The organism is Aurantibacter sp. (assembly GCF_039941195.1).
Taxonomy (GTDB): Bacteria; Bacteroidota; Bacteroidia; order Flavobacteriales; family Flavobacteriaceae; genus Aurantibacter_A.
This window is the reverse complement of record NZ_JBDVFA010000017.1, coordinates 34294-52516: the sequence shown is the minus strand read 5'-3', so window position 1 is coordinate 52516 and position 18223 is coordinate 34294. Positions and strand designations below refer to the sequence as shown.

20 protein-coding genes are annotated in these 18223 nt (G+C 33.5%); 14 read left to right on the top strand and 6 right to left on the bottom strand.

The features are described 5' to 3' along the window. The first annotated feature begins 10 nt into the window (after positions 1–10). From ABJF52_RS03140 to ABJF52_RS03100, 9 genes are all read left to right on the top strand, one after another. Positions 11–391, top strand: a complete 381-nt coding sequence (locus ABJF52_RS03140) for a DUF2007 domain-containing protein (RefSeq protein ID WP_348146168.1) — start codon at positions 11–13, stop codon at positions 389–391. A 2-nt stretch (positions 392–393) separates the two neighbouring features. Beyond that, positions 394–1011: a dethiobiotin synthase gene (gene bioD / locus ABJF52_RS03135; protein ID WP_348146165.1), complete on the top strand. Its 618-nt coding sequence runs from the start codon at positions 394–396 to the stop codon at positions 1009–1011. A 109-nt stretch (positions 1012–1120) separates the two neighbouring features. Continuing rightward, complete coding sequence (gene bioA, locus ABJF52_RS03130) at positions 1121–2389, top strand: adenosylmethionine--8-amino-7-oxononanoate transaminase (protein WP_348146162.1); 1269 nt, start codon at positions 1121–1123, stop codon at positions 2387–2389. A gap of 1 nt (position 2390) precedes the next feature. Then, positions 2391–3554 carry a beta-ketoacyl synthase N-terminal-like domain-containing protein gene (locus ABJF52_RS03125; protein WP_348146159.1) on the top strand — a complete coding sequence of 388 codons (1164 nt, stop codon included), beginning with the start codon at positions 2391–2393 and terminating at the stop codon, positions 3552–3554. Between the two features lie 312 nt (positions 3555–3866). Further along, positions 3867–4601, top strand: coding sequence for a guanitoxin biosynthesis heme-dependent pre-guanitoxin N-hydroxylase GntA (gene gntA / locus ABJF52_RS03120; RefSeq protein WP_348146157.1), 735 nt, complete (start codon positions 3867–3869; stop codon positions 4599–4601). Then, entirely contained in the window at positions 4598–5179 is a 582-nt protein-coding gene (locus tag ABJF52_RS03115) for an urea carboxylase-associated family protein (RefSeq protein ID WP_348146154.1), read from the top strand. The genes gntA and ABJF52_RS03115 overlap by 4 nt, the downstream gene beginning before the upstream one ends. 120 nt (positions 5180–5299) lie before the next feature. Beyond that, positions 5300–6394: a biotin synthase BioB gene (bioB, locus tag ABJF52_RS03110; protein WP_348146151.1), complete on the top strand. Its 1095-nt coding sequence runs from the start codon at positions 5300–5302 to the stop codon at positions 6392–6394. 78 nt (positions 6395–6472) lie between these two features. Continuing rightward, complete coding sequence (locus ABJF52_RS03105) at positions 6473–7339, top strand: cupin-like domain-containing protein (protein WP_348146214.1); 867 nt, start codon at positions 6473–6475, stop codon at positions 7337–7339. 49 nt (positions 7340–7388) lie between these two features. After that, entirely contained in the window at positions 7389–7880 is a 492-nt protein-coding gene (locus tag ABJF52_RS03100) for a DUF6646 family protein (RefSeq protein ID WP_348146149.1), read from the top strand. Here the strand turns inward: ABJF52_RS03100 and ABJF52_RS03095 are convergent. The 3 genes from ABJF52_RS03095 to ABJF52_RS03085 all read right to left on the bottom strand — a co-directional run bounded on the left by ABJF52_RS03095 (position 7870) and on the right by ABJF52_RS03085 (position 10536). Beyond that, positions 7870–8352, bottom strand: coding sequence for a regulatory protein RecX (locus ABJF52_RS03095; protein ID WP_348146146.1), 483 nt, complete (start codon positions 8350–8352; stop codon positions 7870–7872). The two genes, ABJF52_RS03100 and ABJF52_RS03095, sit on opposite strands and share 11 nt — an antisense overlap. 91 nt (positions 8353–8443) lie before the next feature. After that, a complete protein-coding gene (locus tag ABJF52_RS03090) occupies positions 8444–9991 on the bottom strand; it encodes a ribonuclease E/G (RefSeq protein WP_348146143.1) in 1548 nt (515 codons plus the stop codon). Between the two features lie 254 nt (positions 9992–10245). Continuing rightward, a complete protein-coding gene (locus tag ABJF52_RS03085) occupies positions 10246–10536 on the bottom strand; it encodes an HU family DNA-binding protein (RefSeq protein ID WP_153757041.1) in 291 nt (96 codons plus the stop codon). 122 nt (positions 10537–10658) lie between these two features. Here ABJF52_RS03085 and mutY point away from each other — a divergent pair, with 122 nt between their 5' ends. From mutY to gldD, 4 genes are read left to right on the top strand one after another with little or no spacing between them, the layout of a single operon-like run. Further along, complete coding sequence (gene mutY, locus ABJF52_RS03080; protein ID WP_348146140.1) at positions 10659–11696, top strand: A/G-specific adenine glycosylase; 1038 nt, start codon at positions 10659–10661, stop codon at positions 11694–11696. Positions 11697–11744: 48 nt separating this feature from the next. Further along, positions 11745–12194, top strand: coding sequence for a single-stranded DNA-binding protein (gene ssb / locus ABJF52_RS03075; RefSeq protein WP_348146137.1), 450 nt, complete (start codon positions 11745–11747; stop codon positions 12192–12194). Positions 12195–12215: 21 nt separating this feature from the next. Then, positions 12216–13544, top strand: coding sequence for a gliding motility-associated protein GldE (locus ABJF52_RS03070; RefSeq protein ID WP_348146135.1), 1329 nt, complete (start codon positions 12216–12218; stop codon positions 13542–13544). Further along, entirely contained in the window at positions 13537–14103 is a 567-nt protein-coding gene (gldD, locus tag ABJF52_RS03065) for a gliding motility lipoprotein GldD (RefSeq protein WP_348146133.1), read from the top strand. The genes ABJF52_RS03070 and gldD overlap by 8 nt, the downstream gene beginning before the upstream one ends. Positions 14104–14108: 5 nt before the next feature. Here gldD and ABJF52_RS03060 read toward each other — a convergent pair whose 3' ends face one another. After that, positions 14109–14510 (bottom strand): hypothetical protein, encoded by a 402-nt coding sequence (locus tag ABJF52_RS03060; RefSeq protein ID WP_348146130.1) that lies wholly within the window; start codon positions 14508–14510, stop codon positions 14109–14111. 127 nt (positions 14511–14637) lie between these two features. Beyond that, positions 14638–15060, bottom strand: coding sequence for a hypothetical protein (locus ABJF52_RS03055; protein WP_348146127.1), 423 nt, complete (start codon positions 15058–15060; stop codon positions 14638–14640). Positions 15061–15294: 234 nt separating this feature from the next. Here ABJF52_RS03055 and ABJF52_RS03050 point away from each other — a divergent pair, with 234 nt between their 5' ends. Then, a complete protein-coding gene (locus ABJF52_RS03050) occupies positions 15295–16047 on the top strand; it encodes a head GIN domain-containing protein (RefSeq protein WP_348146124.1) in 753 nt (250 codons plus the stop codon). Between the two features lie 79 nt (positions 16048–16126). On the opposite strand, the gene ABJF52_RS03045 is transcribed toward ABJF52_RS03050, so the two are convergent. Continuing rightward, positions 16127–18202 carry a pitrilysin family protein gene (locus tag ABJF52_RS03045; RefSeq protein ID WP_348146121.1) on the bottom strand — a complete coding sequence of 692 codons (2076 nt, stop codon included), beginning with the start codon at positions 18200–18202 and terminating at the stop codon, positions 16127–16129. Positions 18203–18223: the final 21 nt, after the last annotated feature.

Genomic DNA, 18223 nt, shown 5'->3' with positions numbered 1-18223 from the left:
AGCTTAACTTATGGGAGACGGATTTTACACTCTAGGTGCTTTTTCTTACCCTGCAGATGTTCAAATAATAAAAGGGAAGTTGGAATCTGAAGGTATTTCAGTATTTCTTAAAGATGAGTATACGCTTAATTCAGATCCTTTGATTAGTGATGCAATAGGAGGGGTTAAAGTTCAAGTTGCGTTTATTGATAAAGCTAGAGCAATTGAGATTTATGATGAGATAAGAAATTATGCCATTGATGATAATGGAAAACCAATTGTTTGTCCAAATTGTAAAGCACAAAAATCAGAAGTTTATTACACTAGAAAGGGAATTTTGAATAAATTATTTCCATTTTTTGAAAAAAGAAAATATCGCTGTACTCAGTGTAATATTATAACTAAACCTTGACAATGAAACGAATTTTTATTACAGGAATATCAACGGATGTTGGTAAAACTTTAGCATCAGCAATTATTGTAGAATCTTTAAAAGCAGATTATTGGAAACCTGTACAAGCAGGTGATTTAGATGCTACGGACAGTGATAAAGTGCAAAGCTTAATTTCAAATGACAAATCATTTATTCATAAAAGCAGCTATGAATTAACTACAGCTATGAGTCCACATGCTGCAGCTGAAATTGATGGAATTCGCATTGAACATTCTGCTATTATTGAGCCTCAAACAGAAAATCCATTGGTGATTGAGGGTGCTGGTGGTTTGTTAGTGCCTTTAAATGAAGAAGAAACAATTCTTGATATAATTATGCCAAACTATAAGATTGTGGTTGTGTCAAGACACTACTTAGGAAGTATTAATCATTCTTTAATGACCATAAATTGGTTGTTAGAAAGAGGTTATGAGGTTTCCGTTTTGTTTAGTGGTAATGAGCAACCTACTACAGAAAGTATAATTACTAACAAAACAGGTGTTACAGTTTTAGGTAGGATTGAAGAAGAACCTACTATAGATAAAGCTATAATAAAAAAGTATGCTGAACAATTTAGACCAGCGCTAGAGGTATTGTAGTTTTTCTAAACAAATAGTTTATTGTTTAAATTGAATTCAAGATTCGATTATCATCAATAATCCTCATCTTTGTGAGGTTTTAAAACTCAATTTTAATACTTAAGAATACTTGAAAAACCTTTCGGAAAGAGATCAATTACATTTGTGGCACCCACTAACTCAGCATCAAACTGCTGCTCCACGATTAGGTATTGTGAAGGCTAAAGGTGCATTAATTTGGGACGAAGCAGGAAATTCGTATATAGATGGAATCGCATCTTGGTATACTGCAATGTATGGCCATTGTAATGAATTTATTACTGAGGCTATTTCAGAACAAATGAAAACGTTAGATTTTGTTATGTTCAGTGGTTTTACACATGAACCAGCAGTTAATTTGTCTGAAGAGCTTATAAAGATATTGCCAAATAACCAACAAAAAATATTTTTTAATGATAATGGTTCAACGGCAATTGAAGCTGGTATTAAAATGGCTTTACAATATCATTATAACTTAGGTGATAAAAGAGACACTCTTATAGCTTTTGAAGATGGATTTCACGGTGATACTTTTGGAGCTATGAGTGCATCTGGTCTCTCATCATACAATGGGCCGTTTGAAGATTTTTTGCTTAAAGTTGAACGTATTCCTGTTCCTCAAGATGATACGATAGATGATGTGCTTATACTTCTTGAATCGATTTTGGAACAGAACAAATGTGCTGCATTTGTTTTTGAACCTTTAGTGCAAGGAGCAGCGGGAATGAAATTTCATTCAGCTAAGGGACTTGATATGCTAATTGAAAAATGTAATGATAATAATGTCGTTACAATTGCAGATGAGGTAATGACTGGGTTTGGTAAAACAGGAAGAAATTTTGCTTCTGATTATTTGGAAAATAATCCTGACATTATATGCTTAAGTAAGGCCTTAACAGCTGGTATGTTTCCATTAAGTATAACCAGTTGTTCTCAGAAAATATTCGATGCTTTTCTAAGTAAGGATGTTTTAAAAGGTTTTTTTCATGCACATACTTTTAGCGCTCATCCATTGGGTTGTGCCTCTGCATTGGCAGGTATAGAATTATTAAATTCAAGTTCAATACTAGAGCGCCGAAAATATATTGCTGATTCTCATCGTAAGATGGTTGCTAGATTTGAAAAACTTCCAAATATAAAAGAAGTACGTTCCTTAGGTGTTATTTTAGCAATTGATTTGGCAGTTGAAACCAATAGGTATGGTTCTTTTCGTGATAAATTGTATGATTTTTATATGAGCGAAGGTGTAAATCTAAGGCCATTAGGAAATACTATTTATTTTCTTCCGCCATATGTAATTACTAATGAACAATTGAAGAAAGTCTATGCTGTAATTGAGGCTTCTTTAGAAATACTTTAATTTGAACGAATCAATTTATATTACAGCTTTAGCTGGCTTATCCGCTCTTGGAAATTCTTCAGAAGAATCCTGGTCTTCTTATCAGACCAATGAACATTGTTTGAAACAGAGAGAAATAAATGGATTTTTTGAATGGATGGCCCCCTTAAGTGAAAAATCAAAGCAAGAGATTGAATTACTTCGAAATTCTGATCTTAAGTATAGAAATCTTGATGATACGGTTTTATTTTCGATTTTTACTGCAAGAAATGCTGTTGCTCAGGCAGGTTGGACCAAGGAAGATAATTTTGGAATCAATATAGGTTCGTCTAGAGGTGCCACAGCACTTTTTGAAAAATTTCATCAAGAGTTTCTAGATAAGAATAGTACTTCTACATTGTCATCGCCCACTACAACTTTAGGGAATATATCCTCTTGGGTAGCTCATGATTTGCATTCAAAAGGACCTGAAATCTCCCATTCTATTACATGTTCTACAGCGCTACATTCTTTATTGAATGGTGTAGCATGGTTAAGGAGCGAAATGGCGAATAAATTTCTGGTTGGTGGAAGCGAAGCTCCTTTGACTCCTTTTACAATTGCCCAGATGAAAGCCTTAAAAATATATTCACGTGAAACTGATTCAATTCCGTGCAAAGCATTGGATTTTGGTAAGAAATTCAACAGTATGGTGCTTGGTGAAGGAGCGGCAGTGGTTTGTTTGGAAAAAGGTGCTACTGGAAATGCCTTAGCAAAAATAGATGGAATTGGTTATGCTACAGAGATTTTGGAACATAATATCTCTATTTCTTCGGATGCCAAATGTTTTCAAAGTTCAATGCAGATGGCATTGGGGGAAATCAGTGCCGAAGAAATTGATGTAATAGTTACACATACCCCTGGTACTGTTAAAGGTGATTTAGCGGAATATAGAGCTATTGAGAAAGTATTTTGTAACAAAATTCCTTTTTTGACTACTAATAAGTGGAAAGTCGGTCACACTTTTGGAACATCGGGAATGTTAAGTGTTGAATTGGCCATCTTAATGTTAAAACATCAAGAAGTTATAAAAGTACCCTATATACCTGTTGTAAATAGTCCTTCAAAAATTAAAAAAGTCATGGTGAATGCTGTTGGATTTGGAGGGAACGCTGTAAGTGTATTGTTGAGTATTCCGAAACTATGATAATTTAATTATAACCTGTCTTCTTTTTGTATTTAAAATAATTAGTCTTCCAAGGTAGAATTTCTTAAAATTTACACATTTAATCATTTTATCGATCAAATATTACCAATTACACATTATTTGATGTGTAATAGTTCGTTTTTATTATATTGCTCTCTGTTGCCCTTCTTCGGTTTAGGGCTTCTTTTAGCTTAAATTTTTTCCCTCATTATAATTTATTGTTAACCTATTATTTGTTGAAACATTAATAGGATAAGTTTCAGCATATTCCCTCCAATTCGCTGAGTAATTATTAATTTAATTTGTTACAGCATGGAAAATCGGTTCGCTATAGCTGACTCGGAAAAATCATTTATTGACTTAAAGAATTATGATAAGAATAAATGTTTTGATAATGATTTAATTGAAGTCCAAAACTTCAAAGACTTTATTTTACAAGAAAATTATCCCTGTATTGGGGCTACTACTTCAGTTAATAGTAGGAATATTTGCATCGGAGTATTTGATGAAATGTTTTCTGATAAAACTATTGAGAACTTATATTGGGGAGTAAATAAATATATTGAAACTTTGAGTAAAAGAAAAAGTATGTACCTTACCTATATCGCTATTTTCCCTCAAAATGAATTCAATGATGAAATTCAGTTTGAAAATGGTTTATGGAAATTGTTGTCGAAGTTACATAACATCGATAAAAATTATTTTGAATGGGATTCAAAGGTTAGTAATAATCCGGAAAGCACGGAGTTTAGTTATAGTTTGGGGGGTGAGTCATTTTTTCTAGTAGGTATGCACCCTAAAAGTAGTAGAAAAGCCAGAAGGTTTCATGTACCGGCAATAGCGTTTAATCTACATAGTCAATTTGAACATTTGCGAAGTAAGGGAAGGTATGAAATTACAAAAAACGCAGTACGAGCAAACGAAATATTATTTCAAGGCTCAATTAATCCAATGTTAGCAGACCACGGAGAAGGCCTTGAGGCAAAACAGTATTCTGGGCGTTTGGTAGAAAATTCTTGGGAATGTCCCTTTAAACATTTAATATGATACATGAAATTGCTCCTCAATCGGGCCAAAGTTTTAAAGTAAAAAAGAATACATTTTTAAAAATTATTTGCCCAGAAGGCGAACAAGTTGCTGACTTAGTAGCTTATAGTCTGCATGATTTAAATGAGTTTATTAGTAATGGCAAAACGTTAGATTACGAAGAAAATATTTACTTAACTACAGGTAATATAATTTATAGTAATAGAAGTTCGCAAATGCTTGAAATTATAGAAGATACTTGTGGTAGGCATGATTTCTTATTAGCACCATGTTGTCAAAATACTTTTAAAAAAATTTATAATATTACTGAAAAACATCCAAGTTGTCGTGAAAACCTTTATTTGAGCCTAGAGAAGTATGGTATTCGTGAAGATGCTATACCAACAGCTTTTAATGTGTTTATGAAGGTAGATGTTGACAATACTGGAAAAATTAGTGTACTTCCGCCCACAGCAAATCCTGGTGATTATATAGTTTTTAAAGCACATATGGACTTGCTAATCGGATTGACCTCATGTTCTGCTGAACAATCAAATAATTATTCTTTTAAACCTATTCAATATGAGTTGTTGGGGTAGGTAATTTTTATGCAGTATAATTTAAAATGCTAAGGTTTCTTCTTGTTCTAATTTCTTAATTCATGTTAATTGGGAATTCAATCGCAATTAACCTATTTTTGACTCCGAATTATCCAACATATGAGTAAGACAAGAAACGATTGGTCGAAGAAAGAAATACTTGATATTTATAATAAACCTTTAATGGAATTGCTGTATGAAGCAGCTACTATTCATAGAGAAAATCACGATCCAAATACTGTACAAGTTTCTACACTATTATCTATTAAAACAGGTGGTTGTCCAGAAGATTGTGGTTATTGTCCGCAAGCAGCACGCTATCATACCGAAATAGAAGGCAATGATTTAATGACAGTTTCGCATGTAAAAGCGCAGGCTCTTCGTGCGAAAGCTTCAGGAAGCTCACGTGTTTGTATGGGGGCTGCATGGCGTAACGTTAAAGATGGACCAGAATTTGACCAAGTTCTTGAAATGGTAAGAACCATTAATAAGCTTGATATGGAAGTTTGCTGCACCCTTGGTATGCTTACCGAAAATCAAGCTAATCGTTTAGCAGAAGCAGGATTATATGCTTACAACCATAATTTAGATACCTCAGAAGATTATTATAAAGATGTTATTTCAACTAGAGCCTTTGAAGATCGCTTAGAAACGATAGATAATGTTCGTAAAAGTAATGTTACTGTATGTAGTGGTGGTATCATTGGTATGGGTGAAGAATTAGAAGATAGAGCAGGAATGTTAGTTGCTTTATCATCTTTAAACCCACAACCAGAATCAGTTCCTATTAATGCCTTAGTTGCTGTTGAAGGAACGCCAATGGCTGATATGGAACCTATATCTATTTGGGATATGATTCGAATGGTAGCGACTACAAGAATAGTTTTGCCAGACACGCAAGTTCGCTTGTCTGCAGGAAGAACGGAAATGAGTAGAGAGGGACAAGCTATGTGTTTCTTTGCTGGGGCGAATTCAATTTTTGCGGGAGATAAATTACTGACCACCCCAAATCCTGATGTAAATGAAGATATGGAAATGTTTAAGCTCTTGGGTTTAAATCCACAGAAACCATTTACCAAAATATCTCAACCAAAAACTGTTGAGGCCATAGATTCTGAATTAAAACCACTTGGTGAAAAGCCAAAATGGACAAGACCTAGTCATTCAATTGATCGCAATGAAGCTGCTAAAACTGCAGCAAAAATGACTGAATAATACTACATTTGTTTTTTTATATTGGTTTAAACAAATTTGACAAATTTTCTCTAGGTACGTTAAATTTGATAATATTTTATACCATTGATATTACAAGAAATACAGCGCGTAGCGACTATAACTAAAGAAGAATTCATAACCGACTTTTTCAAACCACAAATACCGGTGGTTATTGAGAATTTCAATGGTGGATGGGCTGCTCATTCTAAATGGAATTTAGAGTATATGAAGGAAATGGCTGGTGATAAAGTTGTTCCGCTATACGATGATCGCCCTGTACACCACGACGATGGATTTAACGAACCGCATGCCGAGATGAAAATGTCGGAATACATTGAACTCTTAAAAAGTAAACCTACAAAATACAGAATCTTTCTTTGGAATATTTTAAAAGAGGTGCCGGCCTTACAAAATGATTTTTCAATTCCTGATTTTGGAATTCGAATTTTAAAAAAAGTTCCCATGCTCTTTTTTGGAGGTGAGAATTCGCACACTTTTATGCATCACGATATTGATTTTGCTAATATTTTTCATTTTCATTTCGAAGGAGAAAAACAATGTGTGTTATTTCCGCAATCGGAAAATAAATATTTATATAGAGTTCCATTCTCGATTATCACTCACGAAGGAATAGATTTCTCTAATCCAGATTATGATAAATGGCCAGCCTTAAAAAAGGCAAAAGGTTTTAAGACAAAATTAAAACATGGAGAGGTTCTCTATATGCCTGAAGGTTATTGGCATTATATGAAATATTTGAGTCCGGGATTTTCTATGAGTTTGAGAACATTAGCACATAATCCAATTAATTTTTTAGAGGCTGCATATAATATTTTTTTAATGCGACATGCTGATGTCTTAATGCGAAAAATAAAAGGTCAAAAATGGATAGATGCTAAAAATAAACGGGCCATTGTACGCACAAATCGAACAATCTCAGCTTAATTTTCTTTTGAATTAAATACCTTTGTAGTAAACACTAACGCTTATCACAATGAAAAAAATAATACTTTTTGTTGCAACTATTCTTAGTAGTACAATAGGATTCTCTCAGGCTTATGATGGAGCAGGGGATTTAAAATTTCAAATAGGAATTAATGCGCAATCTAACGGTACAGGCATAATGAGTACATTAGATTACGGCATAGGGCAAAATTTTTCTGTTGGTGCATCTAGCGCCTATATGCTTGGAGTAAATGAGTTGATAAACGTGCCTTTTGTTGATAAATTTGATATTAAAATTAGAGCAAATGCCAACATTGGTGATGTTTTTAAACTTGCGGAGAATGCAGATGTCTACCCTGGTTTAAATTTAAGTTTGAAGAATTTTGGTGGGCATTTAGGTGGGCGATACTTTTTTACAGATGGTTTCGGTGTTTTTGCCGAGTTATATACGCCAATAGCGAAATATAATGATGACCTTTCGCCATCAGAAGAATTTCACAATCAGTTCGCAATTAACTTAGGAGCTTCTTTTAATTTTTAATTAGTTCATTAGCCTTCTCGTAAATTAAATTGCTTTCCCATCCTCTATATAATAGATAGTCAACAAGTTTTTTCTTTCTTTTTTGCGGATGTTTTTCTTTAATTTCTGCGAGGCGTTTTTCTGCTAATTCATTGAAAGTTATTAGATATTCATCATCATCTATTTCAGTTAATGCTGCCTTTATATTGAATTTTGAAATATTACGTAATTTTAGTTCTGAAGTAATTCGGTTTTTACCCCATTTTTTTATTCTAAATTTTCCTCTGGCAAAACTGCGGGAAAAGCGCTCTTCATTCAAATAATTTTCTTGAATGAGATGTGTAACTATTTGATCAATAACATCTGGAATCATGCGCATTTCTTTCAACTTTAATACCACCTCTTTATGGCACCGATCTTGGTAGGCGCAATAATGCTCTATTTTCTTAATTGCTTCGTTGACTGTAAAAGCTTTTGATTTTTGAAATTGCATCTTTCAAAAGTAATCAAATAAGAAGATGTTTGTATTAGTAAGAACTTTTTGCAAACAAAAAAAGCGACCTCATTGCTGAGATCGCTTTATTTTAATATATGGTTTTACCATTTTTATCTTTAAATCTATATTCAAGATAAGTATAGGCATCACGTGGTTGAATTTTAATCCATTTTTTGTGTTCCATAAACCATTTAGAACGCAATGATGGAAATCCTTTAGTGATGTATGCGGCGATGAAAGGATGTAGATTTAATGTAATACTACTATCTTTCTTAGGGCCTTTTAACAACTTTTCAAGGTCAGCATTAATTTTATCTACTAAAACTATTGGGGCTTCTATTTCTTGACCTACTCTATTTGGGTCTTCCTCTGTAGTTTTAATATTCATTTCTGGCCTTACACGTTGTCGTGTTATTTGTATCAAACCGAATTTACTTGGAGGTAAAATCTTGTGTTTGGCACGATCATCTTTCATCTCATCTCTAAGATGTTCAAACAACTTTTTTCTGTTACCGGCTTTCACCATATCAATGAAATCTACGACTATTATTCCTCCCATATCTCGAAGACGTAATTGTCTGGCGATTTCAGATGCAGAAAGCATGTTGACCTCTAACGCAGTTTCTTCTTGGTTTTTGGATTTGTTTGAACGGTTGCCACTATTTACATCTATAACGTGCATGGCTTCTGTATGTTCAATAATCAAATACGCACCTTTGCTCATTGAGGCTGTACGACCAAATGAAGTTTTAATCTGTCGGTCTATTCCGTATTTTTCAAATATCGGAATGGATGAGTTGTATAACTTTACAATTGATTCTTTCCCTGGAGCAATTTCAGCGACGTAATCCTGAATTTGTCCAAAAAGAGTTTCATCATCAACTTGAATTCCAGTAAAGGTATCATTGAAGACATCTCGAAGTATAGATGAGGCTCTATTGAGTTCTACCAATACTTTCGCAGGAGGTCTCGCTCCTTGTAATTTTTTACACATTGCTGACCATTTATTCAGCAAGTTTTCTAAATCTTTGTCTAGTTCCGCTACTTTTTTGCCTTGGGCTACTGTACGTATTATTACACCAAACCCTTTGGGTTTAATACTCCGAACGAGTCTTTTTAAACGCTCTTTTTCTTCTTTACTTTCAATCTTTTGAGAGACTGAAACTCTATCTGAAAATGGAACCATTACTAAAAAACGACCTGCTAAAGAAAGCTCTGAGCTAATTCTTGGGCCTTTTGTAGAAATAGGTTCTTTAACTATTTGTACCAATAGCGATTGATTGGCTTTTATGACATCATTTATAGTGCCATGCTTATCAATATCTTTTTCGAATGGAAAATCTTTCAGGGAATACTCTTTTAGCTTACCTGAACTAACTTGCTTTATGAATTTTAGCATTGTAGATAACTGCGGCCCAAGATCATGATAGTGTAGAAAAGCATCCTTTTCATATCCTACATTTACAAAAGCTGCATTAAGCCCAGTAACGGGCTTGCGTATTTTAGCTAAAAAAACATCGCCGACAGAAAAGTCATTGTTGTCTTGTTCTTTATGCAATTCTGTTAGTTTTCCATCCTTTAATAAGGCAAAATCCACGGCGCCTGAACCAGATCTTACGATTAATTCTCTATTCACCTGAATTTATATTTATATCCGCAATATGCAGATTAATTAAACAATGGTTGAAACAGACACAATTGCCTGCCGAAATTCTCTTGAAATGGAATTTCTATGTCAATGAACGTATTAAAATGAAAAAGCAGTGTTTGATTACTGCTTTTTCTTGTGTCGGTTAGCTCTTCTGCGCTTCTTGCGCTTGTGCGTAGCTACCTTATGTCTCTTTCTTTTTTTACCACTCGGCATAAACCTGTTTTTTTATTCGTTATTTTTTATTTGACAAGCACATTGCTCTTAACTCCTTCAACAAAAACCTTCGCAGGTTTAAATGCAGGAATGTTATGTGCGGGAATCTTAATAGTTGTATTCTTAGAAATGTTTCTACCAGTTTTTTCTGCTCTGGTCTTTACAATGAAACTTCCAAATCCTCGAAGGTACACATTGTCACCACTCTCAAGAGATGATTTCACTTCTTCCATAAATGATTCTACAGTTGCCTGTACATCACCTTTCTCTATCCCTAATTTTTCCGAGATCTTCGTTACAATTTCAGCTTTCGTCATTATTTCAATTAGTTTTACTAAGTTTTTTTGGCTTGCAAATATATAAATTTAATTCATCTTTTACTCTAAAGGGCTAATTTTAAGTATATAAACTGTTACTTTGGTCTACTATTGTTTAATACATGTCTTTTTCACATAAAATACTGCAATGGTATCGCTTGAATATGCGCCATTTACCTTGGCGAGAGACGCGAGATCCATATTTAATTTGGCTGTCTGAAATAATGCTTCAACAGACCCGAGTTGCTCAAGGAACACCATATTTTTTGAAATTTTCAGGGAAATATCCTACAGTTATCGATTTAGCGAAGGCTGAAGAAGAAGAGGTTTTAAAATTATGGCAAGGGTTGGGTTATTATTCTAGAGCTCGTAATTTACATGCTACTGCAAAAAAGGTTGCTTTTGAATTTAACGGTGATTTTCCTAATACCTATAAGGAATTGTTGAAGTTAAAAGGAGTTGGTGATTACACTGCAAGTGCCATCGCTTCTATTTGTTTTAACGAGCCCAAGGCTGTTGTTGATGGTAATGTATATCGTGTTTTAGCTCGTTATTTTGGAGTTGAAAAAGCTATTAATAGTACGGAAGGTATCAAATATTTTAAAAATTTGGCGACTGAAGTTATGAACTCGGAGCGTATTAGAGACTATAATCAAGGGATTATGGAATTTGGAGCATTACAATGTGCACCAAAAAATCCTAATTGTACTACTTGTCCTTTAAAACACAGCTGTGTTGCTTTACAAAAGAACTTAGTTGCTACTTTACCTGTTAAGATTAATAAAACAAAAGTTAGAAAACGCTTTTTTAATTACTTGGTTATTATAAATGATAATGATGAAGTATGTTTTCAACAGCGAACAGGTAAAGGTATATGGCAAAATTTATGGGAATTTCCTTTAATAGAATCTAAAGCGAAAATTGAAAAGTCGGAGATTATAGTTCAGCTTAAAAAGCTTACAGAATCAGCTCTTATCACCGATATTTACCTATATAATGATAAAGAAATCATCCATAAACTTTCACATCAACATCTATACACTAGATTTTGGATTATAAAAACCAGAGAATTATTAAATAATACAATTCCAATTGCTACTATTGATGATTATCCGGTGCCAGTATTATTAGCTGATTTTATAAAAGGAATTAAAACTTAAGTAGTTTCTTAGTATTTTTGTCCATACACAATTGAGTATAAAATTATTATGAGCGGAACATTAAATAAAGTAATGCTTATTGGGCATTTAGGTGATGAGGTGAAAATGCATTATTTCGAAGGAGGAAACAGTATTGGTAGGTTTCCAGTCGCAACCAATGAGAGTTATACTAACAAACAAACTGGCGAAAAAGTTACTAATACAGATTGGCATAATGTTGTAGTACGTAATAAAGCTGCAGAAATATGTGAAAAGTATTTAAGCAAAGGTGACAAAATATATGTAGAAGGCAGACTAAAAACACGTCAATGGCAAGGCGAAGATGGTAATACGCGCTATGCGACTGAGGTGCATGTGCAAGATTTTAAATTCCTTTCTACTAAGCGTGAGAGTGAAAATAATGCACAACAGCGTCAACCTGTAGCCCAAAATACACCGGCTAAGCCTGAAGTGTCAGCTGTAAGTCAAGCGCAGCCTGAAGATGATTTGCCTTTTTAAAAACACGTTAAATTAAAACTATTGGACCCTGATCCCGTTGGTTCGTTATTAGCTTTTATTGTTTATGATGGTGAACTCGCCCTCAAAATAACAGTTCTTGTTATATTGCTAGTTTGCTCTGCACTAATATCTGGTGCTGAAGTAGCTTTTTTTGGATTATCTACTACTGACATTAACGAAATAGATGAGAATAAGACTATTCGTGGTGATATTGTAACGAAGCTATTAAAAAGACCAAAGAAACTGCTGGCGACAATCTTAATAGCTAACAATGCTATAAATATTGGTATTGTTCTGCTTTTTAGTGCAATTGGCGATATCATTTTTGTTGATGTTAACTACATGCTTTTTGGTGTTATATCAGTACGTTTTTTGCTTGAAGTTGTTGTAGCAACTTTTCTTATTTTAATGTTTGGAGAAATCCTGCCCAAGGTATACGCAAATCGAAATCGAATTAGTTTTTCACATTTAATGGCGCAACCTTTAAATACCTTAGATTTTATTTTTTCACCCCTTAGCTTGCCAATGCGGTCTGCAACTATATTTATGTATAATAAATTGGGTAAAGAAAAATCTAGTTTAAGTGTTGATCATTTATCTCAAGCGTTAGAACTTACTTCGGAAGGTGACACTACCAAAGAAGAACAGAAAATTTTAGAAGGAATAGTTTCTTTTGGAAATACGGATACGAAACAAGTGATGAGACCACGCATCGATATTTTCGCGCTAGAAGGGAAAATGAAATTTCCAGAGGTGGTTCAAGAAATTATTAAAAAGGGCTATTCTAGAATACCAGTTTTTACTGATAATATGGACAATGTTCTAGGTGTTCTCTACGTTAAAGATTTACTACCACATATTGATAAAAAATCTTTTAATTGGATGTCACTTATTCGTGAGCCTTACTTTGTTCCTGAGAATAAAAAGTTAGATGATTTACTGCTCGAATTTCAGGAAAAGAAAAATCATTTAGCCGTTGTGGTTGATGAATATGGGGGTACATCGGGTATAGTAACTTTAGAAGATATTATTGAGGAAATTGTTGGTGATATAACAGATGAATTTGATGATGAAGATTTAATTTACTCGAAATTAGATGAATACAATTTTGTTTTTGAAGGAAAAACTACATTAAAAGATTTCTATAAAGTAGCTAAGATTGAAGATCAGGAAGATTTTGAAGATCAAAAAGGTGAATCGGAAACTGTTGCAGGTTTTGTTTTAGAAATTGCTGGGAGTTTCCCAAAACGAGGCGAGAAACTGGAATTTAAAAACTATCAATTTAGAGTTGAAAGTTTGGATAAAAAAAGATTGAAACAAATTAAAATAACCTTACCACAGCATGATTAATCGAATAACTCTTATTTTACTAGTTGTTTTGGCTTTTGTTGCCTGTAAAGATGAGGTGTTATTGCCTAAGCCGAAAGCGCAATTGCGATTGGAATATCCTGAGGGTGAGTATGAAAAAGTGGATACTAAGTATTTTAGTTTTAGCAAGAATAGTTTAGCGGAAGTTGTGGAAAATACAGAGAATCTTAATGAAGGAGATTTAGTTTTAAATTATCCTTTATTAAAAGGCTCCATTTTTATTACCCATAAAATTATTAAGAATAATCTTCAAAAGTTAATGATAGACGCTCAAAAACTTTCTTATGAGCATGCAACTCAGGCAGATGGTATAAAACCTTCTGAATTTTATAATGCGGATGATAGAATTTTTGGAATGTACTATGAAGTAAGTGGTGACGCTGCCTCGCAGGCGCAATTCTTTGTTACTGATAGTACAACGAATTTTGTAACAGGCTCGCTTTATTTTTATGTAAAGCCAAATTTCGATAGTATTTATCCGGCTGCAGCTTATCTAGAAAACGATATCAAAACCATTATGGAGACTTTGCGTTGGAAGTAGAGAGCCTATTTATTTAAAAGTGCTTCAACCTTTGTAAAGCTGCTATCTACATCTTTATCAAGAGTTTTAATGGTTGCCATTGCATCATTCAACCATTCTTGTTTCTGAGCCGTTAACTTTTTGCCTTTCATCATTTCATCAACATCAAAAAGTTTTCCAAAATTCTCCATCCATTTCTGCATGGTTTTATTCTCAGTTTTTAATTCTGAAATAGCGTTTTTATATGCTTTGTTATCATCACTTTTTTGTGATGCAGTCTGTAGTTCATTAATAAGTTTAACCAATTTGGGCATTTTTGCCATTACAACATCATGCATTTCAATAACTTCTGCCATTTCGGAAGTTTCTTGCGCCATTGCAGTAATCATACTCATGAATAAAATAAAGACTAATACACATCTTTTCATAGCACCTGAAATTTTTGGGAATTCAATTTTTTGGTGAAAATATATTAATCATGGCGTAGTCTATCAAAAACTCTATAATCCATGCTTATTTTCGATAACCTACTTAAAAGCTTGTGGAATAGCTAAATTATTCGTTAGCTAATAGTTTTTCAGCATTTGCAATACTCATGTTAATTTTTTCCTTAACAGCGTTCACTTTCTCTTCTTCTTCATTTAACCATTTTTGCTTTTCTTCGGTAAGCGCCTTGCCATTAAGTATTTCATCAGAATCAAAGCGATCTCCAAAACCCTTCATCCAATCCATCATAGATTTATGTGCATCTTGAAGGTCTATCCTGGCTTTTTCATAACCCTTATTAATATTAGTACTGTCATTCTCAAGCGCTGTCAATTCACCTACCATTTTACCTATAGTACCCATTTTAGGCATAACTTCGTCGTGTATCGCCATTACTTCACTTATCTGATTGGTATCAGAACTTTTTTCCTCCTTGCATGAAAATGTTACTAATGCAATGATTAAAAGGGGATATATTATAATTTTCTTCATGATGTTGTAGCTTATATAATTCAAAGATAGCGCATTCAAGTAATTTGGAGAAAATGATTAAGACTCTTTATTAAGACTATTTTATTTCAATTTTTGTTTGAAGTATTAGTGTGGTTTAGTCTTTTAAATGGGTTATTCTATATCTGTAAATCATATAAAATAAAATAGAAACTGTAACAAATGTTAAAAAGAATAATCTTTGTTTAAAATAAATGAATACTATAATAGAATAAGATGATGAAAAATATATTTCAATTTATAAGTCTCTTTTTGATTGTTGTGAGTCCGATTGTTGCACAACAAAATATTAAAAACTATGATGTTAAACATTTCGATAAAATTATTATTAGTCCCCATATTGCTGTAAATATAATTGAAGGTGAAAAAGAATCTGTTCGTATTGATGAGGCGGGAGTGTCAGATGATAAAATTAATATTGAAGTAGAAGGAGGTACCCTTCGTATTTATTTGGATGGTGCTAAAATGGTTACTAAAAGCGAAAAGACAAACGGTGAGAATTATAATTCTGGTAAATCAATTTATAATGGAACTAAAGTTCGTGCGACTATTACTTATAAAATATTAAATACCTTATCGGTTAGGGGTGAGGAGTTGATTAATGTTAAAAGTAAGATTAATCAAAAAGAATTTACTTTAAGAATTTACGGGGAATCTCAAGTGTATATGTCTGATGTTGCATTGGATAAAATGAAAGTGACTATTTATGGTGAAAGCTATTTCGAAATTGAAAAGGGTTCGGTAGCAAATCAACGCTTTATAACTTATGGCGAAAGCAAGGTTAATACTATTGCAATTGAAAATGAATTAACTAAAATAACGGCTTATGGAGAAAGTGATATTAGAGTTAATGTTTCAAATAAACTAAAGGTAACCTGTTATGGAGAAACTCATATTACATATCAAGGCAGTCCAAATGTTGACCGCGGAATTGTTATCGGTGAGGCTACAATTCGAAAGATAGGGTAATACTTAAAGTAGTTATAAAAAAACAGACCTGCAATTTTGCAGGTCTGTTTTTGGTATTATTAAATTTCTGAACGGTATTTTATTCAAAATCTGTATCTGAAACATTTTTGTTAATTACAGCCTCCAGTAATTTGCTTTCGACTTCTTGCGGTCCCATCATCGTGCTTTTTGTCGAAGGGAAAAGAATACCTTCAAACTCCGTATAGTCTTTCATTGAAGTTTCTTGATTTTGAGTCTGACCACCAACATTAATAACTGAAGCTTCTTTTATTTTAAGACCCGATTCAACATCATAATAATAAGTAGCATGAATACTATTCCCTGGTACTTCAACTTTATATGCACTCTTACCGTTTATATCCTCTGTGCCTGTTAATGTTGCTTTGCCTGTAGTGAGTATCCCTTGTTCAGGAAAAATGCCCATAGCGCCTTTTAAATCAGTTGCCATTTCAGCAGGCATAGGCATTTTATTAGTGCCTTGTTTCATATAAAGCTCATCGCCCTTTGCAACTATTCCCATCATGGGACTATTATTCATAAATGTGGTTTGAGCATACTTATCAGATGTTCTTCTTTCTTCGGTTTTAATTTTACTGCCCATTGCTTCACCTTCATAAACTAAAAGTAGCGATTCAATTTTGTCTATTTTTTCCTTACCGCCAATAGCCTCGAAATACTTATTAATAACCGATTGAACCGTAATTCCCTCTGGTAAATCCGAATTATAATTTGGCTTTTCTGTTGGATCGGCATATTTATCGAAATATTTTATTGGGACTACTTTTCCATTAAAAGTTACTTTTTCCAGATTCTCTAATACATCGCTACCTTTTCCGCTCACTACAATACGAGCCTTATCTGACGAAAAGTATTTTTGTGCTGCTTTTTGAACGTCTTCAACAGTTATAGCATTAATATTTTCTAAGTAATTTTGATAAAAGTCTTTTGGTAAATTTTCAGTAGCTAAATTAATTGCGTAACGCGCCATGGTTTCTGGTCGTTCTAATGCCATAACAAATCCGCCTATATAAATAGCTTTAGCATTCGTTAATTCTTGTTCAGTAACAGGTTGCTTTATTATCTTATCTATCTCAGATAATATTTGTGTTACTGTGCTGTCGGTTACAGCGTTACGAACACTAGCTGATGCGCTAAAAGTGCTTTGCGCATACTTATCGTTACCAATACGGGAATAAGAACCGTATGTGTAAGCTTTATCTTCTCTTAGATTTTGAAAAAGTCTGCCCTGTGCTCCACCACCTAAAACTTGGTTTGCTAATAATACTGCTAAATAATCGTCGTCTGCCATTTTTAAGTTGACCAAGTTTTGTACGGACACTTCTGACTGAACTGCGTTAGGTACATCAACAAAATTAATTTGTGTGTAATATGGGTCATTTGGTTTCGAATATGAAAATGAAGGAGGAACTGCTTTGGTCCATGGTGTAAAATGGGTTTCTACTAATTCTTTTGTTTCTTCAATATTTACATCACCTATAATAACTAAGTATGCATTGGCGGGTACAAAATAATTTCTATAAAATCTTTGTACATCAACTAATTCAATTTCAGTAACAGATTTTTCTGAGGCAAATTCGCCGTACGGATGGTCTGTGCCAAAAGCTAGGGCGTTTTGTATTCTATTAGCGATGGCATTGGCATCCTTTTCTTCACTTTTTAAAGCAGTAAGTAATTTGTCTTTTTCTTTGTCAAATTCTTCTTGCGTAAAATTTGGATGAATTGCTGCATCTGCCATTAACTCTAGAATTCTTGGGAAATATTGACTCAAAGAACTAGCATATGCACTTTGTGAACCGAAACTTATTCGAGCGCCCATATAATCTACTTCTTCCTCAAACAGATCTTTAGCAATCGATTTTGAGCCTTTACCTAAAAGACTAGCAGTCATAGTTGATACTCCAGCTTTATTTCCCTCTAATATGGGAGGGTTGTCAATTCTCAACTGGATTGATACTCTCGGTAATTTGTGGTTTTCAACCACCATAACCTTTAAGCCGTTAAGTAAATCGAATTGATGAGGTTCTTGTAAATTAATTTCAGGTGCAGGTCCTGATGCTGGTTGTTTGCTGCGATCAATTTGGGCATGGGTGGCGCTTGTAAATAGAACTATTAATATTAAGATGTATTTTTTCATTGTAAATGTGTTTTCGTGAGA

Excerpts from the sequence above, each read along its gene's own strand:
- ABJF52_RS03085 (WP_153757041.1), bottom strand. The coding sequence starts at position 10,536 with ATGACGAAAGCTGAAATTGTAACGAAGATCTCGGAAAAATTAGGGATA.
- ABJF52_RS03095 (WP_348146146.1), bottom strand. The coding sequence starts at position 8,352 with ATGCAATTTCAAAAATCAAAAGCTTTTACAGTCAACGAAGCAATTAAG.
- ABJF52_RS03055 (WP_348146127.1), bottom strand. The coding sequence starts at position 15,060 with ATGAAGAAAATTATAATATATCCCCTTTTAATCATTGCATTAGTAACA.
- gldD (WP_348146133.1), top strand. The coding sequence starts at position 13,537 with ATGATTAATCGAATAACTCTTATTTTACTAGTTGTTTTGGCTTTTGTT.
- bioB (WP_348146151.1), top strand. The coding sequence starts at position 5,300 with ATGAGTAAGACAAGAAACGATTGGTCGAAGAAAGAAATACTTGATATT.
- mutY (WP_348146140.1), top strand. The coding sequence starts at position 10,659 with ATGTCTTTTTCACATAAAATACTGCAATGGTATCGCTTGAATATGCGC.
- ABJF52_RS03050 (WP_348146124.1), top strand. The coding sequence starts at position 15,295 with ATGATGAAAAATATATTTCAATTTATAAGTCTCTTTTTGATTGTTGTG.
- bioD (WP_348146165.1), top strand. The coding sequence starts at position 394 with ATGAAACGAATTTTTATTACAGGAATATCAACGGATGTTGGTAAAACT.
- ABJF52_RS03045 (WP_348146121.1), bottom strand. The coding sequence starts at position 18,202 with ATGAAAAAATACATCTTAATATTAATAGTTCTATTTACAAGCGCCACC.
- gntA (WP_348146157.1), top strand. The coding sequence starts at position 3,867 with ATGGAAAATCGGTTCGCTATAGCTGACTCGGAAAAATCATTTATTGAC.
- ABJF52_RS03060 (WP_348146130.1), bottom strand. The coding sequence starts at position 14,510 with ATGAAAAGATGTGTATTAGTCTTTATTTTATTCATGAGTATGATTACT.
- ssb (WP_348146137.1), top strand. The coding sequence starts at position 11,745 with ATGAGCGGAACATTAAATAAAGTAATGCTTATTGGGCATTTAGGTGAT.
- ABJF52_RS03140 (WP_348146168.1), top strand. The coding sequence starts at position 11 with ATGGGAGACGGATTTTACACTCTAGGTGCTTTTTCTTACCCTGCAGAT.
- ABJF52_RS03115 (WP_348146154.1), top strand. The coding sequence starts at position 4,598 with ATGATACATGAAATTGCTCCTCAATCGGGCCAAAGTTTTAAAGTAAAA.
- ABJF52_RS03100 (WP_348146149.1), top strand. The coding sequence starts at position 7,389 with ATGAAAAAAATAATACTTTTTGTTGCAACTATTCTTAGTAGTACAATA.